Origin of the sequence: Streptomyces sp. NBC_00775, from assembly GCF_036347135.1 — a bacterium.
Lineage (GTDB): Bacteria > Actinomycetota > Actinomycetes > Streptomycetales > Streptomycetaceae > Streptomyces > Streptomyces lutosisoli.
In genome coordinates, this window is record NZ_CP108938.1 from 9,171,696 (window position 1) to 9,197,559 (window position 25,864).

Genomic DNA, 25,864 nt, shown 5'->3' on the forward strand with positions numbered 1-25,864 from the left:
GCACGTGTACACGCGGTTCACGACGACGTGCCCGCACACCGAAGGAGTGACGGCTCATGTCCCACACCTTTTCCCGGCGATCGACCCTGCGGCTTCTGGGCGGCGCCATCGCGGTCGCCGCGGCGGCCACCACTGCCGGTTCCGCCCCGCTCGCCTATGCGGAGTCCAGATCCGGTGCCGGCCCTCGCGTAGAGGGTTTGATCGGCAAACTCACCCTTGACGAGAAGATCTCCCTGCTGCACGGCGCCACCGACCCCAACTCGCTCGGCCAGGCCGGATACGTGCCCGGAGTCCCGCGCCTCGGCATCCCCCCGCTCCGCCTCGCCGACGGCCCGGCCGGCGTCCGCGTCACCCAGCACGCGACGGCTCTGCCCGCCCCCGTCCTGCTCGCCTCGGCCTTCGACCCCGGCCTTGCCCGCAGCTACGGCCAGGTCATCGGGCGCGAGGGCCGCGCCCTGGGCCAGGACGTGCTGCTCTCCCCGATGGTCAACCTCATCCGCACCCCGTACGCGGGCCGCAACTTCGAGACCTTCAGCGAGGATCCGCTGCTGGCCGGTGACCTGGTCGCGGCGGAGATCCGCGGTATCCAGGGCGAGGGACTCATCGCCACCGTCAAGCACTTCGCGATGAACAACCAGGAGAAGGACCGCAACTCCATCGATGTGCGGGTCGACGAGCAGACCATGCACGAGGTCGAGCTGCGCGGTTTCGAGGCGGCCGTCGCCGCCCGCACCGGCGCCGTCATGGGCGCGTACAACAAGGTCAACGGCACCTTCGCCTGTGAGAACAAGACGCTCCTCACCGATGTCCTGCGTGACCAATGGGGCTTCGAGGGCTGGGTGATGACCGACTGGTTCGCCGCCCACAGCACCGACGCCGCGATCACCGCGGGCCTCGACATGGAGATGCCAGGCGGCACCTACTTCGGCGACGCTCTGAAGACGGCCGTCCAGAACGGCGGCGTCTCCGAGACGTACGTCGACCGTGCCGTGCGCCGCATCCTCGCGGTGATGGACCGCTTCGGGCTGCTCGACGGGAGCGTCCCGCCCCGCCCGGCCCGCGACCCCAAGGCGGGCGCCGCCGTCGCCCTGGAGGTGGCCAAGGCCGGGGCGACCCTCCTGCGCAACGAACACCACGCGCTGCCCCTGACCGGAGCCGCCGCCCGCAGCATCGCCGTCGTCGGACCCACCGGATCGCTCCCGTTCGTCAGCGGCGGCGGCAGCGCACACGTCGTCCCCGACCACGCCGACAGCCCGCTCGACGCCATCACGTCCCGCGCGGGACGCGGCGCTCATGTCTCGTACTCCCTCGGTGAGGACCTCTTCGGGAAGCCCATCCCCGCGAGCGCGCTGAGCCCGGCCTTCAATACCGAGGCCCAGGCCGTCGCCGCCGGGCAGACCTGGACCTATGAGGGGATGCTCACCGCCGCGGACGACGACGAGTGGACCTTCGTCATCCACTACTCGGGCGTGCGGCCCAAGGTGCTCCTCGACGGCGAGGACCTCTTCCCGGTGGCGCCCGGCTACGGCGAGTACTTCTCGGGCGGACTCGTCTCCGCCGCACCCGACGGCCTGTCCGTGCGCCGCAAGGCGCTCAGCCTCACCACGGGTGCACACAAGCTCCAGATCACCGCGCAGGGCGGCACCGGCGGGCAGCTGTTCCGGCTGCGGCGCATCACCGGGGCGACCCGCGCGCAGGACGTCGCCGAGGCGGTCGAGGCCGCGCGCGCCGCGCACAGCGTCGTCCTCTTCGCCTACGAGGACGCGACCGAGGGCCTGGACCGCACGACCATCGCGCTGCCCGGTCACCAGAGCGAGCTGATCGAGGCGGTGACGGCGGTGAATCCCCGTACGACCGTTGTCCTCAACACCTCCTCCTCGACCTCCATGCCGTGGCTGCGGAGCACGGCCGCCGTGCTCCAGATGTACTACCCGGGCCAGGAGGGCGCGGCCGCCACCGCCGCCGTCCTGTTCGGCGACTGCGATCCCGGCGGCCGGCTCACCCAGTCCTTCGCGGTCGACGACGACCACCACCCGGTCGCCGGGGACCCACGCCGCTACCCGGGCGTCGACGGCACCGAGGAGTACTCGGAGGGCATTCACGCCGGATACCGCTGGTACGACGCCGAGGGTGTGCGCCCACTGTTCCCCTTCGGTCACGGATTGTCATACACCTCCTTCACGTACGACGACCTGCGCGTCCGCCGGGCCCACCACGGCCTCGAAGTGAGCTTCACCGTGCGCAACACCGGGCGGCGCGACGGCATCGAGGTCGCGCAGGTCTACGTCGGTCCGTCACCGGATCTCCGACTCGACCAGGCCGTACGGGTGTTGGGCGGCTACCAGCGGCTCGCGCTGCGGGCGGGGGAGCGGCGCCGGGTCACCGTGGTCGTCGAGAAGGGCACGCTCTCCTCCTGGGACGCGAAGCGGCACGACTGGGTGCTCGGCACCGGGCGCCGCACGGTGTGGGCGGGTGCGTCCTCACGTGATCTGCGGCTGCGGACGACCGCGGAGGTGAGCGCGTGATACGCCGCCTGGCCATCGGGCTCACGGCCTTCGCCACCGTCCTCGTCGCCCCGGCACCGGCCCGGTCCGCGTCCGTATCCACCACCCAGCACGCCGTCGTGCGTACGGAGGCGGGCTGGGTCCGCGGCGAAACCACCACCGAGGGACGGCAGTTCCTCGGCATCCCGTACGCACAGCCGCCCGTCGGCGACCTCCGTTGGAAGAACCCGCAGCCCGTCGAACCCTGGAAAGGCGTACGCACCGCGCAGGACTTCGGCAACCGCTGTGTGCAGACGGCGAGTTGGGACCCGGGGTACGAACAGCCCACCCACACCGAGGACTGCCTCGACCTCAATGTGTACGCCCCCGACGGCGCCGGACGGCGACCGGTGATGGTCTGGTTGCACGGCGGCGGGCTCACCGCGGGCGCGGGCGCGGACATCGTGCCCGACACCTTCGCCCGGCGGACCGGCGCGGTCGTCGTGACCGTCAACTACCGCCTGGGCGCGATGGGTTTCCTCGCCACGGCCGGACTCGACGGCGAGGCGCGCGACGGGGTCTCCGGCAACTTCGGGATGCTCGACCAGCAGGCCGCGCTGCGCTGGGTGCGCGCCAACATCGGCCGCTTCGGCGGTGATCCGGGCCGCGTCACCATCGCGGGCGAGTCGGCGGGCGGCCGTTCGGTGTGCACCCAGATGGCCTCGCCGACCTCAAAGGGCCTGTACCGGGCGGGAATTGTCGAGAGCGGCGCGTACGGGAACTGTGCGGCACGCACTCACGACACGGCCGTCTCGGCCGGCGCGGCCTTCGCGAAGAAGGCGGGCTGTGCCGATCTCTCACTCGCCTGTCTGCGGGGGAAGTCCTCCGAGGAGATCCTCGCGGCCCAGGCCGGCTTCGACTGGGGACCTGTCGTGGGCGGTGACTTCCTGCCCGTGCAGCCCTTCGAGGCGTACGCGAAGGGGGCTGCCGCCCGGGTCCCCGTGCTGAACGGGGCGAACCAGGACGAGGGGCGTCTCTTCGCCTTCGGTCAGTTCGACGCGAGTGGCACGCCGCTCACCGCCGAGTTGTACCCGGTGGTCGTGAAGGCCGTCTTCGGCGCGGACCGGGGCGAGCGGGTGCTCGCGCGCTACCCGCTGTCGGACTACCCCTCCCCGACCATCGCCTATGGCACCGCCTTCGGCGACTACCTGATGGCCTGCCCGGCGCTCCGGCTCGACGGCGTGCTCGCGACCCGCGGTCCTGTCTACTCGTACGAGTTCGCCGACCGCACCTCACCCCCGTTCGCCTCGCTGCGCAATCTGCACACGGACTTCGACTTCGGCGCGACCCACGTCAACGAGGTGCAGTACCTCTTCAAGCACTTCGGGCTGGAATCACCGCTGAACGCGGAGCAGCGGGTGCTCTCGCGGCAGATGGTGCGGTACTGGGGATCCTTCATCCGCGGTGGTGTGCCGCGGGCGAACGGTCAGCCCGCGATGCCCGCGGGAACCGGGCGGGTGCTCTCGCTGCGGACGGCCTCCGCGGGCGGGAACATCCTCAGCACCACCGTCCACAGCGAGCACCGGTGCGACCTCTGGGACTCCGCCTCGTGAGGCCGACCAGGTAGGCTGCCCGGCGTGCGCTCAGGGGGGAGCGCACGCCGGGTGAACATGCGCAGCGCAGGTGCCCGGGTCAGGCACAGCGAAACGGGAGGAACCGGCGTTGCACGTCCAGGAGTGGCTCGAGACGGTGCCCGCTGTCAGCATCTACGCGCTGGTGGGCCTGGTCATCGGCCTGGAGAGCCTGGGCATCCCGTTGCCCGGCGAGATCATCCTGATCTCGGCGGCGCTGCTCTCCTCCCAGCACGACGGCATCAACCCGGTCATCCTCGGAGCGTGCGCCAGCCTCGGCGCGATCGTCGGCGACTCCATCGGCTATGCCATCGGCCGCAAGGGCGGACGCCCGCTCCTCGCCTGGCTCGGCGGGAAGTTCCCCAAGCACTTCAGCGAGGGCCACATCGCCACGGCCGAGCGGTCATTCGAGAAGTGGGGCATGTGGGCCGTCTTCTTCGGCCGCTTCGTCGCCCTGCTGCGGATCTTCGCGGGGCCGCTCGCGGGTGTGCTGCGGATGCCGTACTGGAAGTTCCTGATCGCCAACGTGTTCGGCGGGATCATCTGGGCCGGGGGTACGACCGCGGTCATCTACTACGTGGGTGTGGTCGCCGAGTCGTGGCTCAAGCGGTTCTCGTACCTCGGCCTCGTGGTGGCGCTGCTCATCGGGCTCGCTTCGATGCTGGTCGTCAGGCGGAAGGCGAAGAAGGTTGCTGCCGAGCGGGAGGCGGCGGAGCCGGAGCCCTTGGCTGCCGCCGAGTAGCTCCGCCGGTTCGTTCGAGGGTGCGGGTTGTTTGTGGCTGGGCGCGCCCACGCGGCGGAGCCGCACAATGTCACAGCCCCGCGCCCCTAAAAGGGGCGCGTTTCCGTTCCGGCGGTTTACTCGTGGGCCTCTTTGTGGGCCTTTGCCAGGTCCACGTACAACGTGCCGTTCAGGGAGATGCCCTCGCGTTCCTCGGCCGTCAGCTGGCGTTTGATCTTGGCGGGGACGCCTGCGACCAGGGAGCCCGGGGGGACCTGCATTCCCTGCGGGACCAGGGCCTGGGCGGCGACCAGGGAGCCGGCGCCGATCACCGCGCCGTTGAGTACCGTGGCGCCCATGCCGATCAGGCAGTCGTCCTCGACGGTGGCGCCGTGCAGCACGGCGTTGTGGCCGATGGAGACGCGCTCGCCGACGGTGATGGGGAAGCCGGGGTCCACATGAAGGCTGCAATTGTCCTGCACATTGCTGCTGGCGCCGATGACGATCGGACCGCAGTCGGCGCGCAGCACCGCGCCGTACCAGACGCTCGCGCCCTCGTGCAGCGTGACGTCCCCGATGACCACGGACGTGGGCGCCGCGAAGGCCTCCGGGTCCACCTGCGGTTCCTTGCCGCCGATCCCCATGATCAGCGCCTGATGCGTCATCACCGTCTCCGTGTCTCGTCGTAGTTCGGTACTCCGGCACCGTATGCCATCGTTCCCTGCCCCGGTGGGGTGAAGATCACAGCCGTACGAGCTCATCGGCGCACCTCGCGCTGAGTACCGTGAGCGGGTGCCCAAGAGCAAGAACACGTTCTCATCATGGCGGCGCCGCCTCGCGCAGCGCGCCGTCCACGCGGGCTGGGCTTGGGTGCAGCGCACGGGGGCGGTCACGGCCGAGCACCCGGGACGGCTCCGCTTCGGGGCCATAGGAACACATACCAGGCTGGCCTTCCCGCTGGGCACGGTCTTCGGCGAACCCTGGATCCACCTCGGCTCCCACTGCATCGTCGCCGAACAGGTCACGCTGACCGCCGGTCTGATGCCCGACCTCGACCTCGGTCCCGACCCGATCCTGCGCATCGGCGACGGCGTCGTGCTCGGCCGCGGCAGTCACGTCATCGCCGACACGACGGTCACCATCGGCAGCGACTGCTACTTCGGCCCCTACGTCTACGTCACGTCGACGAACCACTCGTACGACGATCCGCACCAGCCCATCGGCAAGCAGTGGCCCCGGATGGAACCGGTGGAGATCGGGCCGGGCTGCTGGATCGGGACCGGGGCCGTGATCCTGCCGGGGGCGCGGATCGGGCGGAACGTCGTGGTGGCGGCCGGTGCGGTGGTACGCGGTGCGGTGCCGGACCACTCGGTCGTGGCGGGCGCTCCCGCGCGCGTCGTGCGGCGCTGGGACCCGGTGGAGGGGTGGCAGCCGCCGCTGCGGACCCCGGCGCCGGTGCCGATTCCCGACGGAGTGACGCCGGAGCAGCTGCTGGCGCTGTCGGGGCTGGACGAGGAGGCCGCGGCGCGCCTGGCCCAGCTGGACCTCGATACCGAGGGCGCCTCCGGGGACGTCCGCGCGGAGTCCTGAGCGGGTCGCCCCGCCTCAGCCCGTCGCCAGCAGCACCGTGCCGACCAGGGCCAGGCCCGCTCCCGCCGCCTGCACTCCGCGCAGCCGCTCGCTGAGGATGCCGCGCGCCGCCAGGGCGGTGACCACCGGGTAGAGCGAGGCGAGGACGGCGGCCACGGTGACCGGGCCGTGCTGGGCGGCGACCGAGTACGTGCCGTTGGCCGCGACATCGGCGAGGCCGACGAAGGCGAGCGCGGGCAGGGAGCTCCAGGGGAAACCGCCCTCGGGGACGGCCCGGGCGCCACGCCTCACCGAGACGTAGAGGGCCGTGCCGCCCACCGCCACGTTGGTCACGCGCTGGACGAACAGCGCGAGGAACAGCCCGGTGACCGACGACGACGCCTCCGCGATCAGCGCGAACACCGTGCCGAAGCCGAGCGCCGCGACCAGGGTGAGGAGGATCGCCTGCCGCTGCACGGGCGCGCCGCGCAGCTGCGGCCCGCCCGCGAGCACGACACCCGACACGGCGACCGCGATGCCCGCGATCTGCAGCAGCCCAGGACGCTCGCCCAGGACGAGTCCCACGGTGATCGGGACGGCCACGGCGAGCGAACCGAGCGGGGAGACGACTCCCATCGGGCCCAGGGCGAGCGCCTTGTAGAAGGAGAGCAGGGCGACCGGGCCCACCAGCCCGGCGGCGAACGCGAACCACAGCTGCGGTCCGGCCGCGCTCCAGCCGCCGGTGGCGACCACGATGGCGCCAAGGACCGCCGCCGCGATCGCCTGGGAGACGACGACCACCGTGAGGGCGGGCGTACGCCGGGTCAGCAGTCCTCCGCCGAAGTCGGCCAGGCCCCACAGGAGGCTGGTGGCCAGGGCGAAGAGTGCTGTCACGGGATGCCTCGCAGTACAGTTCGGTGAACGATCAGGTGCACCACACCATAGTTCACCCGATTGAACTCTGTCATCCAGAATATTGGACGGAATGTGTCGGACCTCGACCTGCTGACTCAGTCCCTGGCGCGCAACGTGAAGCGCTGGCGCACCGAGCGCGGCTTCACTCTGGACGCACTCGCCGCGCGCGCCGGAGTCAGCCGCGGCATGCTCATCCAGATCGAGCAGGCCAGGACCAACCCCAGCATCGGCACCATCGTCAAGATCGGTGACGCGCTCGGCGTCAGCATCACCACCCTCCTCGACTACGAGCAGGGCCCCAAGGTCCGGATCGTCCCGGCCGACCAGGCCGTACGGCTGTGGCACACCGACGCGGGCAGCTACAACCGGCTGCTCGCGGGCACCGAGGCACCCGGCCCGCTGGAGATGTGGGACTGGCGGCTCATGCCCGGCGACGGCAGCCCCTCGGACCCGCACCCCGCCGGCACCGTCGAACTCGTCCATGTCACGGCGGGCGAGATGACCCTCACGGTCGACGGGGTCGAGTACCTCGTGCCCGAGGGCGCGAGCGTGTCGTTCGAGGCCAACACCCCTCACACGTACGCCAACAAGGGCGATGCGCCGGTGGAGATGGTCATGGCCGTGTCGGTCCCACTCGTGCACTGAGACACCCGACGGGCCGCACGGACGCGGCTGTTAGCGTGCCGTCATGCGCGCACCCCTCGGACACTTCGGCCACGCCATGCCCGCCCCCGACTGCCTCGACGAACTCACCCGCCCGGTCGCCGACGCCGTACGCGACTGGCGGGGCAGCATCCCCGCCGACCAGATCGTCTACGTCGACACGGACCCCGAGTGGGCCGACACCGCCACCTTCGTCGAGCACTACGGTCAGGAGCTGCTCGACCAGTCCGCCAACTGCGTGGTCGTCGCGGGCAGGCGCGGCGGCGACACCACGCTCGCCGCGTGCGTCGTCCTGTCCACCACCCGCGTCGACGTCAACGGCGCCGTGCGCCGCCAACTCGGGGCGCGCAAGGCCTCGTTCGCACCGATGGACACGGCGACCGGGGAGACCGGCATGGAGTACGGCGGCATCACACCGCTCGGACTCCCCGGCGACTGGCCCGTGTTGGTGGACTCGGCCGTCGTGGAGCTGCCGTATGTGCTGGTGGGCAGTGGCCGACGGCGCGGGAAGCTGCTGGTGCCGGGAAAGGTGTTCGCGGAGCTGCCGAACGTGGTGGTGCTGGAGGGTCTGGGGGTGGCCTGAGCCCCTTCACGAACAGGGGAGTTGGCCGTCTGTCTGTCTGTTTGTCTGTCTGCTTGCCTGCCGTGTCGCGGGGAGGTGGCCGTACGCCCCGCGGACCTGGTCAGGCGGCCGTGTGATGGGCCAGTGTCAGGTGCGGGTCCGTCTCTCCGGGCGCGGGCGTCGGATCGGCGTGCACCAGGGCCGCGGTGAGCTTCGGTACGGCGTGCAGCAACGCGTGTTCCGCCTCGACCGCGATGTGGTGGGCCTGACGCACGCTCACCTCGCCGTCGACGACGACCGCCACCTCGGCGCGCAGCCGGTGCCCGATCCAGCGCAGCCGCAGTTCCCCCACCTCGCGTACGCCGGGCACCTCCCGCAGCGCCTGCTCGGCCCGGTCCACCAACTCCGGGTCCACGGCGTCCATCACGCGCCGGAACACCTCCCGGGCAGCGTCGCGCAGCACCAGCAGGATCGCAGCCGTGATCGCCAACCCCACGAGCGGGTCGGCGAGTTGCCAGCCGAGCGCCGCGCCGCCCGCGCCCACCAGTACGGCGAGTGAGGTGAACCCGTCCGTACGCGCGTGGAGTCCGTCCGCGACGAGCGCGGCGGAGCCGATCTCGCGGCCGACGCGGATGCGGTGCCGGGCGACCCACTCGTTGCCGAGGAAGCCGATGAGCGCGGCAGCCGCGACGACCGGGACGTGCCGCATGGGCTGCGGGTCGAGCAGCCGCTCGACCGCCGTCCAGGCCGCGAAGGTCCCGGACGCGGCGATCGTCAGCACGATCGCGATGCCCGCGAGGTCCTCCGCCCGCCCGTAGCCGTAGGTGAAGCGTCGCGTCGCCGCGCGCCGGCCCAGCACGAAGGCGATTCCGAGCGGTACGGCCGTCAGCGCGTCGGCGGCGTTGTGCACGGTGTCGCCGAGCAGCGCGACCGAGCCCGAGACCACGACAACGACCGCCTGCGCCAAGGCCGTTGCTCCGAGGACGGTCAGGGAGAGCCAGAGCGCCCGCATGCCCCGGGCCGACGACTCCAGGGCGGAGTCGAGTTTGTCGGCGGTTTCGTGGGAGTGCGGGGTGAGGAGGTGGCGCAGGCGACTCGCGAGGGTGTGGGGATGGGGGTGGGCGTGCGGGTGCTCGTGCGTGCGGTCGTGAGCGTGCGGGTGGGTGTGACCGTGCTGATGGGCGTCGCCGTGCGCGTCGCGGCCGTGCTCGTGATCGTACGAGTGGTCGTGGCCGTGCTGGTGACCCTCCGAGTGGTCGTGTTCCAGGCCGTGCTCGTGGTGGTGCCGGTCGCTCACGTGGGGCCCCTTCCGGTGCGCGGGAGTGGACGTGTCGGTGTCCACAGGGCCATTATGTGCGTATGAGCGCACGCATGCACCTGTCACCTGCGCATGATGCGCACCCGCGCACCCCCGGCGAGGAACAGTTCGCGCTCGCCGCCGAACTCCTCGCCCTCCTGGGCGACCGCACCCGTCTCGCGCTGCTCCACGCCCTGACCGGCGGCGAGGCCGACGTCACCACCCTCACGGAGGCGTGCGGCGCCGCACGTCCGGCCGTCAGCCAGCATCTGGCGCGGCTCCGTCTCGCCGGGCTCGTGAACACCCGGAAGGAAGGCCGCCGGGTGATCTACTCGCTCGGCGACGGCCATCTGCGCCGGGTGGTCGACGAGGCGCTGAGCCTGGCCGACCACCGCATCAGCGACCGGCCCGCGCACGACTGAGGGCGACCTGGAGGCCGTACGCCCCCGTGGTCGTCGTACCCCTCAGTCGTCGTTGTCGTCCTCGCCCGCCTCCAGCAGGTTCGCCGCCGCGCCCACGACGCTCGGGTCCGGGCTGCCGACGACCTCCTCGTCCTTGTCGGCGTAGTCGAAGCGGGCCAGGACACTGCGCATGGCCTCGACGCGGGCCCGCTTCTTGTCGTTGCTCTTCACGACGGTCCAGGGCGCCTGTTCGGTGTCCGTCTCGCGGAACATGGCGACCTTGGCCGCCGTGTAGTCGTCCCAGCGGTCCAGGGAGGCCAGATCCATCGGGCTCAGCTTCCACTGCCGTACGGGATCGACCTGACGGATCGTGAAGCGGGTGCGCTGCTCGCCCTGCGACACCGAGAACCAGAACTTGATCAGGTCCACCCCGTCGTCGACGAGCATCCGCTCGAAGGCGGGAGCCTGCCGCATGAAGCGCCGGTACTCGTCGTCCGTGCAGAAGCCCATCACGCGCTCCACGCCCGCGCGGTTGTACCAGGACCGGTCGAACATCACGATCTCGCCCGCGGTCGGCAGATGCTCCGCATACCGCTGGAAGTACCACTGCCCGCGCTCGCGTTCGGTCGGCTTCTCCAGGGCCACCACCCGGGCGCCGCGCGGGTTGAGGTGCTCGGTGAACCGCTTGATCGTGCCGCCCTTGCCGGCCGCGTCCCGCCCTTCGAAGACGATGACGAGACGCCGGCCGGTCTGCTTGATCCAGCTCTGCAGCTTCAGCAGCTCGATCTGCTGGAGCCGCTTGTGCCACTCGTATTCCTTGCGCTCCATACGCTGCGGGTACGGGTAGTTCTCCCGCCACGTCTCCACCGGGCTGCCGTCCGGCTGGATCAGCACCGGGTCGTCGTGATCGCTGTAGTCGACCCGCATGCCTGTCAGCAGTTCCGTCATCCGGCCCTCCCCTTCCCCGCGATGCCCGTGTCCGTGCCCGTGTCCCTGCCCGAGTCCGTCCGTCTACGTATACGTGCTGGTGACGGTGTCAGTGGAACTGGGGCACGATCAGCGAAGGTCCAGCTCCCGATGGAAGCAATCGGAGGTGTACACGCGGCGAACCGGAGGCGAAGGACACCCGTGCCGGAGTGAAGGTGAGCATGTGTTTGCGGGCGTTTCGGACGGCGTCCCGGTGAGCCGCGGCACAGGGGAAGTAAACCGCTTGCCGTGATCGTCGCGCGCTGATGAGGATGGCGTCATGCCGACCTTCACCGCCCCTGATGGAACCCAACTCGCCTACCACGTAAGGGGCGAGGGGGAGCCGCTGCTCTGCCTGCCCGGTGGGCCGATGCGCGCCTCCGCCTACCTCGGCGATCTCGGCGGGCTGGCGCGGCACCGCCGGCTGATCCTGCTCGACCTGCGGGGCACCGGCGACTCCGACGTCCCTGCCGACCCGGCGACCTACCGCTGCGACCGACAGGTCGGCGACGTCGAGGCACTCCGCGCGCACCTCGGCCTGGAACGCGTCGATCTGCTCGCCCACTCGGCGGGCGGCGACCTCGCCCTCCTGTACGCGGCCCGCTATCCGCGGCGCATCCGCTCCCTCACGCTGGTCACCAGCCGGGCGCGGGCCCTCGGCGTCGACTTCACCGAGGAACACCGCAGAGAGGCGGCCGACCTGCGCAAGGCCGAGCCGTGGTTCGAGACCGCGCACGAGGCCTACGAACGTGTCTGGGCGGGTTCCGCGAGCGACGCCGACTGGGACACCATCACCCCGTTCTTCTACGGCCGTTGGGACGCGGCCGCCCAGGCGCACGCCTCGACCGACGCCGAGCAGAGCAACGAGGAAGCGGCGGAGCTCTACCCGGGCCCCGGAGCCTTCGATCCCGCCCAGGCCCGCGCGGCCGCCGCCTCGTGGGACGCGCGGGTGCTGCTCATCGCGGGCGCGCTGGACAGCGGCCCGCTGCCACGCGTCGCCGCCGCCGTCGCGGAACTGTTTCCCCGGGCCGAGCTGACCGTGCAGCCGGGCGCCGGCCACTTCCCGTGGCTCGACGACCCACGCGCCTTCAGCGAGACCGTCGCCGACTTCCTCGACCGGGGGAAGTGACCGGCTCGGGTGGCCGCAGACCGCGGGCCGCCCCGTCCGGACCGGCTCAGGCCAGCCGCAGGTCGACCCACTCGACGGTCTCGCCCGTCAGCACATAGCGTTCGATCTCGACGAACCCGTGCTTTCGCGCGAACCGCAGTCCGTCCTCGTTGGCGGCCAGCACGACGGTCTCGATCGCCTCGGCGCCCAGCTCGCGCGCCTGCTTCAGCCCGCGTACGTACAGCTCCTCGCCGAACCCCTGACCGCGGTGCTCGGCGAGCACGCGCGCGATCACCGTGGCCGTGGCGGTGTCGTCCGTGGGCGGACGCACGGTCGTGCAGCCCACCAGGACGTCGCCGAGATACGCGACCTCCAAGTGGTTGCGCCGGACACGCTCGCGCACCTCGTCGAGCGACATGGCGGCGGGCGGGACAATCACATTGTGGACATGCTGCCAGTCCTTGAGACGGGCTTCGTCGTCCGGCTGTTCGATACGAAGAGTGGGCACCGGAGCAGGAAACCGGTGCGGCCCACGGGACGTCAACCGCATTTGGACGCGGGGCGGTTCGAGGGTCAGCCGAGCCGGGGGATCTCGATGGCCGGGCAGAAGTCCATGACCATGTCCACTCCGGCGGCCCGGGTCCGGTCGTACGCGTCCTCGTCGATGACGTCGAGCTGGAACCAGACGGCCTTGGCGCCCTTGGCGACCGCCTCGTCGGCGACGGGTCCCGCGAGATCGCTGTTCACGAAGACGTCGACCACATCGATCTCGAAGGGGATGTCCGCCAAGGAGGCGTATCCCTTCTCCCCGTGGACGGTCTCGGCCTTCGGGTGCACCGGCACGATGCGCTTGCCGTAGCGCTGCAGGACGTCGGCGACGCCGTAGGCCGCGCGGCGCTGGTTCGAGGAGAGGCCGACGATCGCCCAGGTGTCACCGAGCTCGGTGAGGATCTTACGGATCGTTGCCGGGTCGCCGTACATGGTCGGCCTCCTAAGGGTCCCTGTCATGGCTGCTCAGGGGGAAACAGTGGGCGTCACGCGGTGATTCCCACCAGCTCCGTGTTGCGGTCGCCGGCCCCGCCCGCCCAGCCCTCGTGCACGCCGGCCCGCGCGCCCGTGGCCAGGCCGGGAGCGTTGTACGCCAGCTCCCGGTACAGGGAGGCGAGGCCCACCGCCGAGAGGTCGTCGAAGCCGGGGGCGGTGCGGTGCGGGGCGGCCGACTCGATGAGCGTGGTGAACAGGGACACCGTGCCGTCCCCGTTGTCGGCCAGTTCGAACAGCCGGGCGTGGTGCGGATAGTCCACGTGGGAGGCGGTGTTGACCTCCCAGAAGGAGCGGGCGGGCGTCGCGTGCGCGTGAGGGGTGATCCGGTTGACGTGACTGTGGCCGTTGATCCAGGCGACCACGTTCGGGAACCGGCCGAGCAGGGCGATGACCTCGGCGCCGTCGTGGCGCGGTTCGTCCGTGCGGGCGGCGTCGGGGCGGCGGGTCATGCTCGGGCTGTGGTGGTGGCTGAAGACCAGGATGCGGGCGTCGTCGGCGCTCGTATTGCGTACGAGACGGCCGTCCGCGTCGTAGGACCGGGAACTGTGCGCGGCCAGTGTCCGTTCCAGCCAGCGGAGTTGGCCGGTGCCGAGCGAGCCCTCGTAGTGGCCGCTGCGGTACGTCGTGTCGACGCTGATGCCGATGACGTTCTCGGCGATCCGGAAGCTGTAGTACATCCGCTCGCCGTCGAGATGGTCCTCGGTATAGCCGTGGCCGACCGGACCGGCGCCCGCGTGGGCGGGGTCGAGATGCGCGGCCAGATAGTCGTGCGGGGTGCACAGCCGTCGACGCTCGTCGGCCGTCACGGTCCGCGCCGAGGCCGCGTGTCTGCTCAGGATCGCCTTGAGCACCTCGCTCTTGGGGTCGTCGCCCGACCCGAGCGCCCTGGCGTAGGCGGCCGCGTCGGCGGCGGGCACCGACAGCAGTTTGCGGGAGCCGACCGCGAAGTCGCCGAGCGCGGGGGAGAGACAGCCGCCGGGCAGATCGTCGTGGTTGCCTACCGTGGAGTACCAGGGGATGCGGAGGCCCGGGCTGGTCACCGGCCGGGTCGCGGCGTCGAGGAAGCCGGGGATCACCGGCAGCCCGCGCCGCTTGTCCAGGTCACGCAGGGCCGCGTCGCCGGGGTGCCAGTACAGGGGCAGCCCGGAGTTCTGGACGCCTTCGTACGCCGTCGGGTCACCGGTGTTGGGGGTGATCCGGCCGCCGCTCATCAGCGTGAGGAACCACTCCAGCTCGATCGCGGAGTTGTTGTCGACGTTGTCGCCCGTCGTCATCACGAACGCGGGCGGCAGATGGGTGTGCGGGCCCCCGCCGAACGCGTTCACCTGCTCCACGAGCGCGACCGCGCCCGCGACGGTCAGCGCCTCCTGCGCCCGCCACGCGGCGGCCGCGTGCGACCGCAGGAACTCCGTGCGCAGCGGGTTCTGTACGTCGGCGAGGTGCAGGTCGGTGAACTGCACGAAGCACGCGAGCGCCGTACGCCGGTCCTCGCGGCCGGCCCGGGGAGGGGCGAGTTCTCCCCGTACGACGAGGGGCCAGCCGGGGCCCGGGACCAGCCGGCGGTAGGTGCCGGTGTGCGGGGCGCCGCCGAGGCGGGCTGTCGTCTCCAGGGTGGTCGTCCCGTACGGCGCGGGGTGCCTGGTGGTGCGGGCCGGCATGCGGGAGGCATCCCCTACGGAGGGATGTGCGCGCTGCCTCGGCAGGAGCGCCCCCGCCGTCCCGGGCGCCCCGGCTGCCACGGCGGCGGCCGAGGCGAGCAGAAAACGACGGCGGTTGATCGCGGACGCGGGTTCGGTCCCGGCCATGGGGCAGCCCTCCGGTGCCTCCGAGTGACGCACTGAGCGGAACCACTCATTCAGGCCTCGGGGGCACATGCGTGGCCTTGCCATGAACGCCGCGTGATGGCTTGCCGAAGCCAGTCGAACCCATGTGCGTGGGTCAGGGAATCCGGTGCGCATCCGGAGCTGACGGGCAGCGGAGAGAACCTCCTCCTCGACGAACCGATCGCCCGTACGTACGGTGCTTGGGAACGTTCGGCTGAGGCCGCCGTGCGCCTACGCATGACCGGAATCGGTCCCACCTCCCTCCGTCCGGCCTTCGGCCCGCCTACGCTCACCTCGTGCTCCGTATCATCGACGCCCGAACGGGCGAGCCCACTGACGCCGCCCGCGCCCGCCGGAGTCTGGTCCGCGTCCACGCACGCGCGTCCGGGTCCGACACCACGGGTCTACGGGTGCTCCTCGTCGCCGACGTCCTCGTGCGGGCCCTGGAAATCGGAGGAACACCGGTCTGGGCGACCTTGAGCGGCCCGGCGGACCCGGCGGAACTCCTGGCCACTGCCGCGACGCTCGGTATCCGGCCGTTCGAGGACCATCACGACACCGCGCCCGGGCCGGGGGACGCGCGGACCATCCATGTGGTGGGCCCGGACCGGGACGCGGCGGTCGGCGCGGCGGCCGGCGACGTCCGCGTCCAGGTCGCCCCCGTGGAACCCGGCAGCGGTTCCGTGGATCCCACCGTCCTGCGCCTCGCCCTGCTCGCGCACCGCAGGGACGCCCCCCTGCGGCTCGACGCGGCCGTCCTGGAGGACGCCGACGACACACTCACGCGGTGGCGCGCCGCGGTCGCCGGCTGGGCGACCCGGCCGTCCCGTCCCGTTCCCGACGACGTACGCCAACGGCTGCGCGCGGCCTGGGAGGACGACCTGGACGTACCCGAAGTCCTGAGCGTGCTGCGCTGGGTGGAGACGTCCGACGTGCCGGAGGGCGCCCGCTTCGAGACCTACGCCTACGCGGACCGGCTCCTCGGGCTCGAACTCACCCGGGAGATCGGGGCGGCGCTGTGATGGCCCGCGCAGGAGCCGGCCCGCTGCGCAGACTCGTCATCCTGCGGCACGCCAAGTCCGCCTGGCCCACGGGCGTGCCCGACCACGAGCGGCCGCTCGCGCCGCGCGGCCGCCGCGACGCCCCAGCGGCCGGGCGCGCCCTCGCCGAGGCCGACTGTCTGCCGGACCTCGCCCTGTGCTCCACCGCCGTACGCGCCCGCCAGACCTGGGAGCTGGCCGCGGAGCAGTGGGGCACCCCGCCACCCGTACGGCTCGACGAGCGGCTGTACGGGGCGGACGTACCGGAGTTGCTGGAGGCCGTGCGCGAAGTCCCGGACCAGGTACGGACGTTGCTGCTGATCGGGCACAATCCGGGCCTTGAGGAGCTGGTCCTCGAACTGGCGGGGGACGGCCTCGACGACGCGCTGGACGAGGTACGCACGAAGTTCCCGACCTCGGCCGTCGCGATCCTCGCCTGGCACGGCAGCAGCTGGCAGGAACTCGCCCCCGGCACAGCCCTGTTGACGGACATGACGGTGCCGAGAGGCAAGAAACACTGACCTGCCGTGCCGCGACGTACAAATCGCTGACCCGCCGTGCCGAGGGGCACGAGGCCGGCCGGTCAGCCGACGTGGACCCGGGGCCTGCGATCGGGGTCGGGCTCGGCGCGGCGGAGCACCTCGCGGGTGACCGGCGCGACCTCGCCCTCGCCGAAGACGAGGAAGCGCACGAGGTGGCTCAGCGGGTTGCCCTCGGTCCAGTTGAAGTAGGCGTTCGGGACCTGGCCGGTGCGGTCGCGCAGCTGCATGAGGACGGCGGCGATGGTGTTGGGCACCGTCGCGCCTTCCACCCGCAGCCTGCGCACACCGTGCTTCTCGTCGCCGTGCACCGCGAGGTCGGCCGTGAAGTCCGAGGAGTCCGTCACGAAGACCTCCAGGAACAGCACGGGGCGGCCGTCGGGGATGTGCGTGTGGTCGCGCTGGCTGTACTCCTTGGCGCGGTACGCCGTGGTGCTGTGCTCCTGAGGCTCGTTGGCGATCAGTTGCAGCGGTCCGCTCGCCGCGGCCTCGTCGATGAACCGGGCCGCGGCCTCGTCGAACGTGACAGCCGCGGCACGCAGCTCGAAGGCGCGATGGACGCGTGAGGCGAACGACGTGATCAGGATCGCGAGGATGAAGATCAGTGCGATCTTGATGCCGTCGGGGCGCTCGATGACATTGGCGACCAGCGTGTACCCGAAGACCGCGGTGATCACGCCGAAGCCGAGCGCGGCGGCGCGACGGCCCTTCCTGTGCACGGCGACCGTCGAGGCGAAGGACGCGGAGAGCATCAGGACCAGCACACCGGTCGCGTACGCGCCGCTCTGGTCGTCGACGTTCGCGTTGAACCACAGCGTGATGAAGACCGCGGCCGCCATGAAGACCAGGACCAGCGGGCGCACCGCACCGGTCCACTCCGGGGCCATGCCGTAGCGGGGCAGATAGCGCGGTACGAGGTTGAGGAGTCCGGCGAGCGCGGAGGCGCCCGCGAACCAGAGGATGGCGATGGTCGAGATGTCGTAGACCGTGCCGAAGGCCTCGCCCAGGTGCTCGTGCGCGAGATACGCCAGGGCACGCCCGTTCGCCGGGCCGCCGCTCTCGAACGCGTCCTGAGGGATCAGGATCGTCGTCGCGAGGCTGGACAGCAGCAGGAAGCCGCTCATGATCACGGCGGCCGTGGTGAGCAGCTTGCGGGTCTCCCGGATCCGGCCCGTCGGCTTCGCGTACGTGTCCGTCGGGTCACCCTCGACCTGCGGCATCACCGCCGCACCCGTCTCGAAGCCGGACATGCCGAGCGCCAGCTTGGGGAAGACGAGGAGCGCCACGGCGATCATCGCGAGCGGCGAGGAGTGCTCGGCCGTCATCGCGTCGGTCCAGTTGCCGATCCTGACCGGGTGGCTCAGCACCTCCCAGGCGGCGACGGCCAGAACGACGACATTAAGTGTGAGATACGTCGCCACGAGCGCCACCGCGATGCCGATGGCCTCCTTGAAGCCCTTCAGGAAGACCGCACCCAGCGCGGCGACCAGGACGAGGGTGATCCAGGTGTTCCCGCCGTGCATCCAGTGCGGAGCGAAAGGATTCTCCACGACGTGCGCGGAGGCGTCCGCCGCCGACAGGGTGATCGTGATCAGGAAGTCGGTGGCCGCGAAGCCGAGCAGCACCAGAACGAAGATCTTCCCCGACCACCAGGGCAGCAGCCGCTCCAGCATCGCGATCGAACCCTCGCCGTGCGGGCTCTCGTGCGCGACCCGGCGGTAGACCGGCAGCGCGCCGAGCAGGGTCAGCGCGATCAGCACGAGTGTCGCGAGCGGGGAGAGCAGTCCGGCGGCGAGCGCGGCGATACCCGGCTGGTAGCCGAGCGTGGAGAAGTAGTCCACACCGGTGAGGCACATGACCCGCCACCACTTGTGGCCCCGGTGCTCGGCGTCCGGGGTGGCGTGCGGGCCCGGGTGACGGGCCGACTGCTCGCTCAGGCCCTCCAGGAGCCACGCCCGCCAGCGGGGCGTGGAAACGGAGGGCTCCGGATGGTCGGGCGTGTCCGCGCTCTCCACCTGAGTGCCGGTCATGCTGCGATCTCCCTGCGATCGGTCGGGCCACGGTCGAGCCGTCGGTAAGGCCTGCGGTAGGCCCTCGGTGTGGCCTGGGGTCTTCGGCGTCGCCCAGGGGCTCCGGGCAACGAGGAGCGAGTATCCACCACCTCGCTGTCCGCCCCGCTCCCGGGGCGACCGGGCGGGGACGGGGCGTGCTCCACGCGCGCGTGCAGCACATACGCTGGCGTGATGCAGGACGAGTACCGCACAGTGGCCCGCGCGGGCGTGCACGAGACCGAGGTCAACCGCTCCCGGTTCCTGTGCGCTCTCGCCCCGGCCGCCACCGAGCAGGAGGCCCAGGACTTCATCGCCGGAGTCCGCAAGGAGCACGCCGACGCCACGCACAACTGCTTCGCCTACGTCATCGGCGCCGACGCGGCCGTGCAGAAGGCGAGCGACGACGGCGAACCGGGCGGCACCGCGGGCGTCCCCATGCTCCAGATGCTGCTGCGCCGCGACATGCGGTACGTCGTCGCCGTGGTCACCCGCTACTACGGCGGGGTCAAGCTGGGCGCGGGCGGACTGATCAGGGCGTACGGCGGCTCGGTGGGCGAGGCGCTGGACACGCTCGGCACCCTCACGCGCCGGAGGTTCCGGCTGGCCACGGTGACGGTCGACCATCAGCGTGCCGGCAAGGTGCAGAACGACCTGCGGTCCACCGGGCGCGAGGTGCGAGATGTGCGGTACGGCGAGGCCGTCACCATCGAGATCGGGCTGCCGGACTCCGACGTGGAGGCCTTCCGGGCGTGGCTCGCCGACGCGACAGCGGGCACGGCGGGGTTCGAACTCGGGGGAGAGGCGTACGGGGACGCGTGAGCGGGGGCGGCGGTCCGACCGTCCCGCGGCGTGACGTGGGGCACGTGCGCGAGGGTGGGGTCGCGTGAGGTACGCGCGCGTGGAGCATGCGCGGCGTGACCTGCTGAGGGCCGATACGGGAGTAGCCGCCCGTGATGTCCGACCCGCCCGTTAGTCTCGGGGATCATGAGGCTTCTGCACACTTCCGACTGGCATCTCGGCCGGGCGTTCCACCGGGTGAACATGCTCGGCGCCCAGGCCGAGTTCATCGGCCATCTCGTCACGACCGCGCGCGAGCGCGACGTGGACGCGGTGGTCGTGTCGGGGGATGTGTACGACCGGGCGGTGCCGCCGCTCGCCGCCGTCGAGCTCTTCGACGACGCCCTGCACCGGCTGGCCGACCTCGGTGTGCCCACGGTGATGATCTCGGGGAATCACGACTCGGCGCGCCGGCTCGGTGTCGGCGCGGGCCTCATCGGGCGCGCCGGCGTCCACCTGCGCACCGAGGCCTCGGCGTGCGGCACCCCCGTGGTGCTCCCCGACGCCCACGGCGACGTCGCCTTCTATGGCCTGCCGTATCTCGAACCGGCGTTGGTGAAGGACGAGTTCGGCGTCGAGAAGGCCGGGCACGAGGCGGTGCTCGCCGCCGCCATGGACCGGGTCCGCGCCGACCTCGCCACGCGCGCGCCGGGCACCCGGTCCGTCGTCCTCGCCCACGCCTTCGTCACCGGCGGAGAGGCCAGCGACAGCGAGCGGGACATCACCGTCGGCGGGGTCGCCTCCGTGCCCGCCGGGGTCTTCGACGGCGTCGACTACACCGCGCTCGGGCATCTGCATGGCAGCCAGACCATCACCGAACGCGTGCGCTACTCGGGCTCCCCGCTGCCGTACTCGTTCTCGGAGGCCGACCACCGCAAGAGCATGTGGCTCGTGGATCTGGGTGCCGAGGGCTCCCTGAGCGCGGAGCGGATCGACTGCCCCGTCCCCCGGGCGCTCGCCCGCATCCGGGGGCACCTGGAGGACCTGCTCGCCGATCCGGAGCTGGAGCGCCACGAGGAGGCGTGGGTCGAGGCGACCCTCACCGACCCGGTCCGCCCGGCCGATCCCATGGCGCGGCTGACCGAGCGCTTCCCGCACACGCTCAGCCTCGCCTTCGATCCGGAGCGGGCCCCCGAGGACCCGGACATCTCCTACGCCCGGCGGCTGGCGGGCCGCAGCGAACAGCAGATCGCGGAGGACTTCGTGGCCCATGTGCGCGGTGCGGGCCCCGACGTGGACGAACAGGTCGTGCTGCGGGACGCGTTCGACGCCGTCCGTGCCGACGAGGCCGTACGGGAGGTCGCCCGGTGACATCACGTCCGCTGGACTTCACAGCAGCCCCGGACGCCGAGCGGCTTGCGCACCGACGCGGCTTCGAGGTGGCCCGATGAGGCTGCACCGCCTGGACATCACCGCCTTCGGGCCCTTCGGCGGCGCCCAGAAGGTCGACTTCGACGACCTGTCGGCCGCCGGGCTCTTCCTGCTGCACGGGCCGACGGGCGCGGGCAAGACGTCCGTCCTGGACGCCGTCTGCTACGCGCTGTACGGAGCGGTGCCCGGCGCCCGCCAGAGCGGCCAGGGCCTCGGCCTGCGCAGCGACCACGCGGAACCCGCCACACGCACCGAGATCCGCCTCGAACTCACCGTCGCCGGACGCCGGTTGGAGATCACCCGGCAGCCGCCCTGGGAACGCCCCAAGAAGCGCGGTGCCGGCACGACTACCGAAAAGGCACAGAGCTGGCTGCGTGAGTACGACGCGTCGGCGGGCTCCTGGAAGGATCTCAGCCGCTCCCACCAGGAGATCGGCGAGGAGATCACCCAGCTGCTCGGTATGAGCCGCGAGCAGTTCTGCCAGGTCGTGCTGTTGCCCCAGGGCGACTTCGCGCGCTTCCTGCGGGCCGACGCGGAGGCCCGCGGCAAGCTGCTCGGCCGCCTCTTCGACACCCAGCGCTTCGCCGAGGTCGAGAAGCGCCTCGCCGAGCGACGGCGCGCGGCCGAAGCCGAAGTGCGCGCCGGCGACACGGCCCTGCTGGCCGACGCGCACCGGATGCAGCAGGAGGCCGGGGACAGCGTCGAGATGCCGCTGCCCGACCTGGCACCCGGCGATCCGGGCCTCGCCGAGTCCGTGCTGGCCTGGGCCGCCGTCGCCCGCAGCGCGGCCCGCGAACGCCTCACGATCGCCCACTGCGCGCGCGTGGCCGCCGAATCCGCGCAGGCCGCGGCGGACCGCGTACTCGGCGATGTACGGGAAGTGGCCCGGCTGCAACGCCGGTTCACGGAGGCGCGGGAGCGTGCCGCGCGCCTGGACGAGCGGGCCGACGCCCATCGGGAGGCCCAGGCGCGGATGGAGCGGGCCCGCAAGGCCGAGGCGGTGGCCCCCGCACTCGACCTGCGCGAAGCCGCCGAGGCCGAGCAGCGGCGCGCGGCCGCCGAAGAGGCACGCGCGTGTGCCACCCTGCCGGAGACCTTCGCCGGCGCCGGTGCACCCGGGCTCGCGGCAGCGGCCCGCAAGGCGGCCGAGGAGCTCGGCGGCCTGGAATCGGCACGCCGGGCCGAACGCCGGCTGGCCGAACTCGCCAAGGAACGCGCCGACCTGGACCGGCAGGAGCGCGCCGACGAGGACGTCCTCCAGGAGGCCGAGAGCTGGCTGGCCACATGGGAGGCGACCCGCACCGGCATCGAGGCACGGATCGAGTCCGCGCAGGAGGCCACGACCCGCGCCGAACAGCTCGCCGTCCAACGCGAACCGGCGCTCAAGCGGCTGGGCGCGGCCCGACAGCGCGACCACCTCGCCCAGGACACCGACGACGCCCACGCTCAGGCCCTCGCCTCACGCGAACGCGCCACGGAGGCCCGCGACCGCTGGCTCGACCTGAAGGAACAGCGCCTCAAGGGCATCGCCGCGGAACTCGCCGCGGGCCTGGTCGACGGCGAGCCCTGCGCCGTCTGCGGCGCCTCCGAACACCCCGCGCCCGCACGGAAGATCGCCGGACACGTCGACCGGGACGCGGAGGAGCGGGCCCTCGCCGCCCATCGGCGCGCCGACGAGCAGCGCACCGAGGACGAGCGGCGGCTCGGCGTCGTCCGCGAGGCGCTGGCCGCCGCGACCGCGGAGGCGGGCGACGCGCCCACGGCGCAACTCGCCGAGCAGGCCGAGGCGTTGGAGCGGCAACACGCCGAGGCCCGCGCCGTGGCGTCCGGGCTGCACGCCGCGCGTGAGGCGCGGGAGCAGGCCGAGCGCGAGCACCAGCGGCGGCTGGCCGCCCAGCAGGAGGCCGCCCGCGGCGTCGCGTCACGCGCCTCGACCAGGGATGCCCTGGACCGCGAAAAGGCCGCTCTGGAGGGGGAGTTGGAGCAGGCGCGGGGCGCCACCGGGAGCGTATCGGCGCGCGCCGCGCAGCTGGAGCGGCAGGTGGCGCTGCTCACCGAGGCCGCGGACGCCGTTCGCGGGGCCGAGGACACCGCGCAGCGCCTCAAGGACGCAGACGCGCGACTCGCCGACGCGGCCTTCCGCGCCGGGTTCGACACACCGCGGGCGGCGGCCGCCGCGCTGCTCGACGACGCGGCCCACCGGGAACTCCAACGGCGGCTCGACGCCTGGCAGTCGGAGGAGGCCGCGGTGCGTGCCGTACTCGCCGAGGCCGACACGGCTGCCGCCGCCCAGCAGCCGCCCGCCGATCTGCGGGCCGCGGAACAGGCCGCCGAGTCCGCCGCCCGGGGTCTGCGGCACACCGCCTCCGCGCAGGACGCGGCCGCGCGGCGCTGCGCGCAGCTCGACGGGCTCTCCGCGCGCGCGACCAGGGGCGTGCGCCGTCTGGGTCCGTTGCGCGAGGAGTACGACCGGGTGGCCCGGCTGGCCGGCCTCGCGGCGGGCACATCGGCGGACAACGAGCGCAAGATGCGCCTGGAGGCGTACGTCCTCGCCGCACGACTGGAGCAGGTCGCCGCCGCCGCGACCGTACGGCTGGAGCGGATGTCCTCCGGGCGCTACACCCTCGTGCACTCCGACGACCGCGCAGGACGTGGCCGCAGCGGGCTCGGACTGCATGTCGTCGACGCCTGGACGGGGCGGGAGCGCGACACGGCGACGCTGTCCGGGGGTGAGACGTTCTTCGCCTCCCTCGCCCTGGCCCTCGGCCTCGCGGACGTCGTCACGGACGAGGCAGGCGGGGTGCGGCTCGACACGCTCTTCATCGACGAGGGCTTCGGCAGCCTCGACGACCAGACCCTCGACGAGGTCCTGGACGTTCTCGACTCCCTGCGGGAGCGTGACCGCAGCGTCGGCATCGTCAGCCACGTCGCGGACCTGCGGCGGCGCATCCACGCCCAGCTGGAGGTGGTGAAGGGGAGAACGGGGTCGGTCGTACGGCAGCGGGGCGCCCAGGACTGAGGCAGTGGGCCAGGTGGCCCCGCGCTCTCGCGGCCCGGTGGACGGGTGTGCGCCTGGGTCAGTGGCCGAGCGGGCGCCGCGGCAGCGGTGAGGAGTAGACGACGCTCGTGGTCACCGAGCCGAGGGTGCCGATCTTGCCCGACACCTCCTCCAGGTGGCTCATCGAGCGCGCCGCGACCTTGATCACGAAGCAGTCGTCGCCCGTGACGTGGTGCGCCTCCAGGATCTCCGGGGTCGCCTCGACGAGGTCATGGAACGGCTTGTAGTTGCCGTTGGGGTACCTGAGCCGGACGAACGCGAGGATCGGCAGGCCCAGGCTCTCCGGGTCGACGACGGCCGCGTACCCCTGGATGACACCGGCCTCCTCCAGGCGGCGCACCCGCTCGGTGACCGCGCTCGCGGACATGGAGACGGCCCGGGCCAGCTCGGCGAAACTGGACCGGCCCTCGCGCTGGAGGACATCGAGGATGCGCCAGTCGGTGGCGTCCGGGGAATACGCGGTCATGTGCGATGGATAGCAGGGAAAACCCCGGCCGATCAAGAGTGATGCCGTGGATCGCCACTTCAGGAAGTGGATCACTCGACGTAGATTTTTGGCCAGGAAGTCCCGCGGGCCCGGTGCGGAGGAAGCACCGGGGGTGCCGGAATCGGCACCGGTTCGACGGGACTCGGGAGGGAAGGCCAGACCATGACTGTGACCGCTGACACCACGGTGACCGGCACCGCGACCGTGACGAACCCCGTTCTGCGCGTGGCGCCGGCGTCCCCGGCCGCGGCCGCCGCCTACTTCGGCGCGAGCCTCGCCTTTCACGCCGACGTGTCCGATGTCGCCGCCGCCCTCGCCGCCGGTGGCGACCCCGGCTTCGTCGTCCTCGACTCCCGCTCCACCGAATCCTGGGACCAGGGACACATCCCCGGCGCGATCCACCTGCCCACCGCGCTCATCCCCGGGCAGGCCGAACAGCTCCTCGACAAGTCGGTGCCCGTCGTCACCTACTGCTGGGGCCCCGGCTGCAACGGCGCGACCCGCGCCGCCCTCGCCCTCGCCGAACTCGGCTTCCAGGTCAAGGAGATGCTCGGCGGCTTCGAGTACTGGGCGCGCGAGGGCTTCGAGTTCGAGACCTGGGAGGGCCGCGAGCGGCGCGACGCGGACCCGCTGACGGCGCCGCTGGACGCGGAGAACTGCGGCTGCTGAGCCGTCTCGGACAGCGTTGCTCATCGGGGGCGAGGGCCGCGTATCGGACAGGTGAGGGGACACCGGATTTCGCACGGATCCCTGCCGTGTAGCTTCTGCGCATGGCCAGATACGCGGACCCAGGTGCGGTCGAGTGGGTGGAGTCGGGCGGCGGGCCGCTCATAGCGATCCCGGAAGTCGTGCTGCCGTTCTGGGCGGGCGCGGACGGCGACGACATGTCCTCCGACTACGACCGTGCCTGTGACGTGGACGGGTTCATCGGCCTCGTGCCCGTGGGCGACACCAGGGCCCTGGTCCTCGGCGACGAACCCGCCTCGACCTCCTACCTCCCCGAACACGGCACCTTCGTACGGTGGTGCGCCGCGGAGTCCGAGGAGGAACTCCTCGCAGGCGTCCCGGCGGCGCTCGAAGCGGCTGTGTGGGAACCGGAGGTGCAGTGGAGCGTGCCCGGTCCCGTGATCCTCTTCGACGCGGCCTGGCCGGGAACCGCGACGGGCCGCACGGACCACCTCAGGGTCCCGCTGGAGCCGGGACGGTACGCGGTGCGCGCGGCCTACGCGGAGCCCGGGCCCGAAACGTGGCTCGGCCTCGTGCAACTGCGCCGGCTCACGCAGTAGGCCGCGGGCCGG

General features: G+C 72.0%; 24 protein-coding genes. 15 read left to right on the top strand and 9 right to left on the bottom strand.

The annotated features are described in order from the left end of the window. Window positions 1–56 precede the first annotated feature (56 nt). The 3 genes from OIC96_RS40800 (at window position 57) to OIC96_RS40810 (ending at window position 4,856) form a co-directional block, all read left to right on the top strand. Window positions 57–2,525, top strand: a complete 2,469-nt coding sequence (locus tag OIC96_RS40800) for a beta-glucosidase family protein (protein ID WP_330303015.1) — start codon at window positions 57–59, stop codon at window positions 2,523–2,525. Further along, on the top strand, window positions 2,522–4,096 hold the full coding sequence (locus tag OIC96_RS40805; RefSeq protein WP_330303014.1) for a carboxylesterase/lipase family protein: 1,575 nt from the start codon (window positions 2,522–2,524) through the stop codon (window positions 4,094–4,096). The genes OIC96_RS40800 and OIC96_RS40805 overlap by 4 nt, the downstream gene beginning before the upstream one ends. 109 nt (window positions 4,097–4,205) lie before the next feature. Next, complete coding sequence (locus OIC96_RS40810; protein ID WP_330303013.1) at window positions 4,206–4,856, top strand: DedA family protein; 651 nt, start codon at window positions 4,206–4,208, stop codon at window positions 4,854–4,856. 116 nt (window positions 4,857–4,972) lie between these two features. On the opposite strand, the gene OIC96_RS40815 is transcribed toward OIC96_RS40810, so the two are convergent. Further along, complete coding sequence (locus OIC96_RS40815; RefSeq protein ID WP_330303012.1) at window positions 4,973–5,500, bottom strand: gamma carbonic anhydrase family protein; 528 nt, start codon at window positions 5,498–5,500, stop codon at window positions 4,973–4,975. Window positions 5,501–5,594: 94 nt separating this feature from the next. Here OIC96_RS40815 and OIC96_RS40820 point away from each other — a divergent pair, with 94 nt between their 5' ends. Continuing rightward, the gene (locus OIC96_RS40820; protein WP_330310007.1) at window positions 5,595–6,425 is read left to right on the top strand and encodes an acyltransferase; all 831 of its coding nucleotides are present in this window, start codon (window positions 5,595–5,597) and stop codon (window positions 6,423–6,425) included. 15 nt (window positions 6,426–6,440) lie between these two features. Here the strand turns inward: OIC96_RS40820 and OIC96_RS40825 are convergent, their stop codons facing one another. Next, window positions 6,441–7,298 (bottom strand): DMT family transporter, encoded by an 858-nt coding sequence (locus OIC96_RS40825; RefSeq protein WP_330303011.1) that lies wholly within the window; start codon window positions 7,296–7,298, stop codon window positions 6,441–6,443. 93 nt (window positions 7,299–7,391) lie between these two features. Between OIC96_RS40825 and OIC96_RS40830 the strand changes: the two genes are divergently transcribed. Together OIC96_RS40830 and OIC96_RS40835 are read left to right on the top strand one after the other, a co-directional pair. Continuing rightward, window positions 7,392–7,964: a helix-turn-helix domain-containing protein gene (locus OIC96_RS40830; protein WP_330303010.1), complete on the top strand. Its 573-nt coding sequence runs from the start codon at window positions 7,392–7,394 to the stop codon at window positions 7,962–7,964. A 43-nt stretch (window positions 7,965–8,007) separates the two neighbouring features. Further along, on the top strand, window positions 8,008–8,565 hold the full coding sequence (locus OIC96_RS40835) for a YbaK/EbsC family protein (protein ID WP_330303009.1): 558 nt from the start codon (window positions 8,008–8,010) through the stop codon (window positions 8,563–8,565). Between the two features lie 100 nt (window positions 8,566–8,665). Here the strand turns inward: OIC96_RS40835 and OIC96_RS40840 are convergent, their stop codons facing one another. Then, a complete protein-coding gene (locus OIC96_RS40840; RefSeq protein WP_330303008.1) occupies window positions 8,666–9,841 on the bottom strand; it encodes a cation diffusion facilitator family transporter in 1,176 nt (391 codons plus the stop codon). A 62-nt stretch (window positions 9,842–9,903) separates the two neighbouring features. Between OIC96_RS40840 and OIC96_RS40845 the strand changes: the two genes are divergently transcribed. Next, a complete protein-coding gene (locus OIC96_RS40845) occupies window positions 9,904–10,263 on the top strand; it encodes an ArsR/SmtB family transcription factor (RefSeq protein ID WP_330303007.1) in 360 nt (119 codons plus the stop codon). Window positions 10,264–10,305: 42 nt separating this feature from the next. On the opposite strand, the gene ppk2 is transcribed toward OIC96_RS40845, so the two are convergent. Beyond that, window positions 10,306–11,190 (bottom strand): polyphosphate kinase 2, encoded by an 885-nt coding sequence (gene ppk2 / locus OIC96_RS40850; RefSeq protein ID WP_330303006.1) that lies wholly within the window; start codon window positions 11,188–11,190, stop codon window positions 10,306–10,308. 298 nt (window positions 11,191–11,488) lie between these two features. On the opposite strand from ppk2, the gene OIC96_RS40855 reads away from it, so the two are divergent. Then, window positions 11,489–12,337 (top strand): alpha/beta fold hydrolase, encoded by an 849-nt coding sequence (locus tag OIC96_RS40855; RefSeq protein ID WP_330303005.1) that lies wholly within the window; start codon window positions 11,489–11,491, stop codon window positions 12,335–12,337. A 46-nt stretch (window positions 12,338–12,383) separates the two neighbouring features. On the opposite strand, the gene OIC96_RS40860 is transcribed toward OIC96_RS40855, so the two are convergent. The 3 genes from OIC96_RS40860 to OIC96_RS40870 all read right to left on the bottom strand — a co-directional run bounded on the left by OIC96_RS40860 (window position 12,384) and on the right by OIC96_RS40870 (window position 15,165). Beyond that, window positions 12,384–12,824, bottom strand: a complete 441-nt coding sequence (locus tag OIC96_RS40860) for a GNAT family N-acetyltransferase (RefSeq protein WP_330303004.1) — start codon at window positions 12,822–12,824, stop codon at window positions 12,384–12,386. Window positions 12,825–12,889: 65 nt separating this feature from the next. After that, window positions 12,890–13,297: a CoA-binding protein gene (locus OIC96_RS40865; protein ID WP_330303003.1), complete on the bottom strand. Its 408-nt coding sequence runs from the start codon at window positions 13,295–13,297 to the stop codon at window positions 12,890–12,892. 53 nt (window positions 13,298–13,350) lie between these two features. Continuing rightward, a complete protein-coding gene (locus OIC96_RS40870) occupies window positions 13,351–15,165 on the bottom strand; it encodes a TIGR03767 family metallophosphoesterase (protein WP_330303002.1) in 1,815 nt (604 codons plus the stop codon). 314 nt (window positions 15,166–15,479) lie between these two features. Between OIC96_RS40870 and OIC96_RS40875 the strand changes: the two genes are divergently transcribed. Together OIC96_RS40875 and OIC96_RS40880 are read left to right on the top strand one after the other, a co-directional pair. Next, window positions 15,480–16,205 (top strand): hypothetical protein, encoded by a 726-nt coding sequence (locus OIC96_RS40875; protein WP_330303001.1) that lies wholly within the window; start codon window positions 15,480–15,482, stop codon window positions 16,203–16,205. Next, window positions 16,202–16,744, top strand: a complete 543-nt coding sequence (locus OIC96_RS40880; RefSeq protein WP_330303000.1) for a SixA phosphatase family protein — start codon at window positions 16,202–16,204, stop codon at window positions 16,742–16,744. The genes OIC96_RS40875 and OIC96_RS40880 overlap by 4 nt, the downstream gene beginning before the upstream one ends. 62 nt (window positions 16,745–16,806) lie before the next feature. Here the strand turns inward: OIC96_RS40880 and OIC96_RS40885 are convergent, their stop codons facing one another. Beyond that, the gene (locus OIC96_RS40885; protein ID WP_330302999.1) at window positions 16,807–18,792 is read right to left on the bottom strand and encodes an amino acid transporter; all 1,986 of its coding nucleotides are present in this window, start codon (window positions 18,790–18,792) and stop codon (window positions 16,807–16,809) included. Between the two features lie 213 nt (window positions 18,793–19,005). On the opposite strand from OIC96_RS40885, the gene OIC96_RS40890 reads away from it, so the two are divergent. The 3 genes from OIC96_RS40890 to OIC96_RS40900 all read left to right on the top strand — a co-directional run bounded on the left by OIC96_RS40890 (window position 19,006) and on the right by OIC96_RS40900 (window position 24,040). Further along, window positions 19,006–19,632 carry a YigZ family protein gene (locus tag OIC96_RS40890; protein WP_330302998.1) on the top strand — a complete coding sequence of 209 codons (627 nt, stop codon included), beginning with the start codon at window positions 19,006–19,008 and terminating at the stop codon, window positions 19,630–19,632. A 165-nt stretch (window positions 19,633–19,797) separates the two neighbouring features. Further along, on the top strand, window positions 19,798–20,961 hold the full coding sequence (locus tag OIC96_RS40895) for an exonuclease SbcCD subunit D (RefSeq protein ID WP_330302997.1): 1,164 nt from the start codon (window positions 19,798–19,800) through the stop codon (window positions 20,959–20,961). 76 nt (window positions 20,962–21,037) lie between these two features. Then, complete coding sequence (locus OIC96_RS40900; protein WP_330302996.1) at window positions 21,038–24,040, top strand: SMC family ATPase; 3,003 nt, start codon at window positions 21,038–21,040, stop codon at window positions 24,038–24,040. A 58-nt stretch (window positions 24,041–24,098) separates the two neighbouring features. Here OIC96_RS40900 and OIC96_RS40905 read toward each other — a convergent pair whose 3' ends face one another. Next, window positions 24,099–24,545: an Lrp/AsnC family transcriptional regulator gene (locus OIC96_RS40905; protein ID WP_330302995.1), complete on the bottom strand. Its 447-nt coding sequence runs from the start codon at window positions 24,543–24,545 to the stop codon at window positions 24,099–24,101. A gap of 183 nt (window positions 24,546–24,728) precedes the next feature. On the opposite strand from OIC96_RS40905, the gene OIC96_RS40910 reads away from it, so the two are divergent. Next, entirely contained in the window at window positions 24,729–25,235 is a 507-nt protein-coding gene (locus OIC96_RS40910; RefSeq protein WP_330302994.1) for a rhodanese-like domain-containing protein, read from the top strand. A 101-nt stretch (window positions 25,236–25,336) separates the two neighbouring features. Next, window positions 25,337–25,852, top strand: coding sequence for an immunity 21 family protein (locus OIC96_RS40915; RefSeq protein ID WP_330302993.1), 516 nt, complete (start codon window positions 25,337–25,339; stop codon window positions 25,850–25,852). Window positions 25,853–25,864 lie beyond the last annotated feature (12 nt).

Coding starts and splice junctions, on each gene's coding strand:
- OIC96_RS40800 (WP_330303015.1), top strand. CDS start 57: ATGTCCCACACCTTTTCCCGGCGATCGACCCTGCGGCTTCTGGGCGGC.
- OIC96_RS40815 (WP_330303012.1), bottom strand. CDS start 5,500: ATGACGCATCAGGCGCTGATCATGGGGATCGGCGGCAAGGAACCGCAG.
- OIC96_RS40835 (WP_330303009.1), top strand. CDS start 8,008: ATGCGCGCACCCCTCGGACACTTCGGCCACGCCATGCCCGCCCCCGAC.
- OIC96_RS40845 (WP_330303007.1), top strand. CDS start 9,904: ATGAGCGCACGCATGCACCTGTCACCTGCGCATGATGCGCACCCGCGC.
- ppk2 (WP_330303006.1), bottom strand. CDS start 11,190: ATGACGGAACTGCTGACAGGCATGCGGGTCGACTACAGCGATCACGAC.
- OIC96_RS40855 (WP_330303005.1), top strand. CDS start 11,489: ATGCCGACCTTCACCGCCCCTGATGGAACCCAACTCGCCTACCACGTA.
- OIC96_RS40865 (WP_330303003.1), bottom strand. CDS start 13,297: ATGTACGGCGACCCGGCAACGATCCGTAAGATCCTCACCGAGCTCGGT.
- OIC96_RS40870 (WP_330303002.1), bottom strand. CDS start 15,165: ATGGCCGGGACCGAACCCGCGTCCGCGATCAACCGCCGTCGTTTTCTG.
- OIC96_RS40885 (WP_330302999.1), bottom strand. CDS start 18,792: ATGACCGGCACTCAGGTGGAGAGCGCGGACACGCCCGACCATCCGGAG.
- OIC96_RS40890 (WP_330302998.1), top strand. CDS start 19,006: ATGCAGGACGAGTACCGCACAGTGGCCCGCGCGGGCGTGCACGAGACC.
- OIC96_RS40895 (WP_330302997.1), top strand. CDS start 19,798: ATGAGGCTTCTGCACACTTCCGACTGGCATCTCGGCCGGGCGTTCCAC.
- OIC96_RS40900 (WP_330302996.1), top strand. CDS start 21,038: ATGAGGCTGCACCGCCTGGACATCACCGCCTTCGGGCCCTTCGGCGGC.
- OIC96_RS40905 (WP_330302995.1), bottom strand. CDS start 24,545: ATGACCGCGTATTCCCCGGACGCCACCGACTGGCGCATCCTCGATGTC.
- OIC96_RS40910 (WP_330302994.1), top strand. CDS start 24,729: ATGACTGTGACCGCTGACACCACGGTGACCGGCACCGCGACCGTGACG.
- OIC96_RS40915 (WP_330302993.1), top strand. CDS start 25,337: ATGGCCAGATACGCGGACCCAGGTGCGGTCGAGTGGGTGGAGTCGGGC.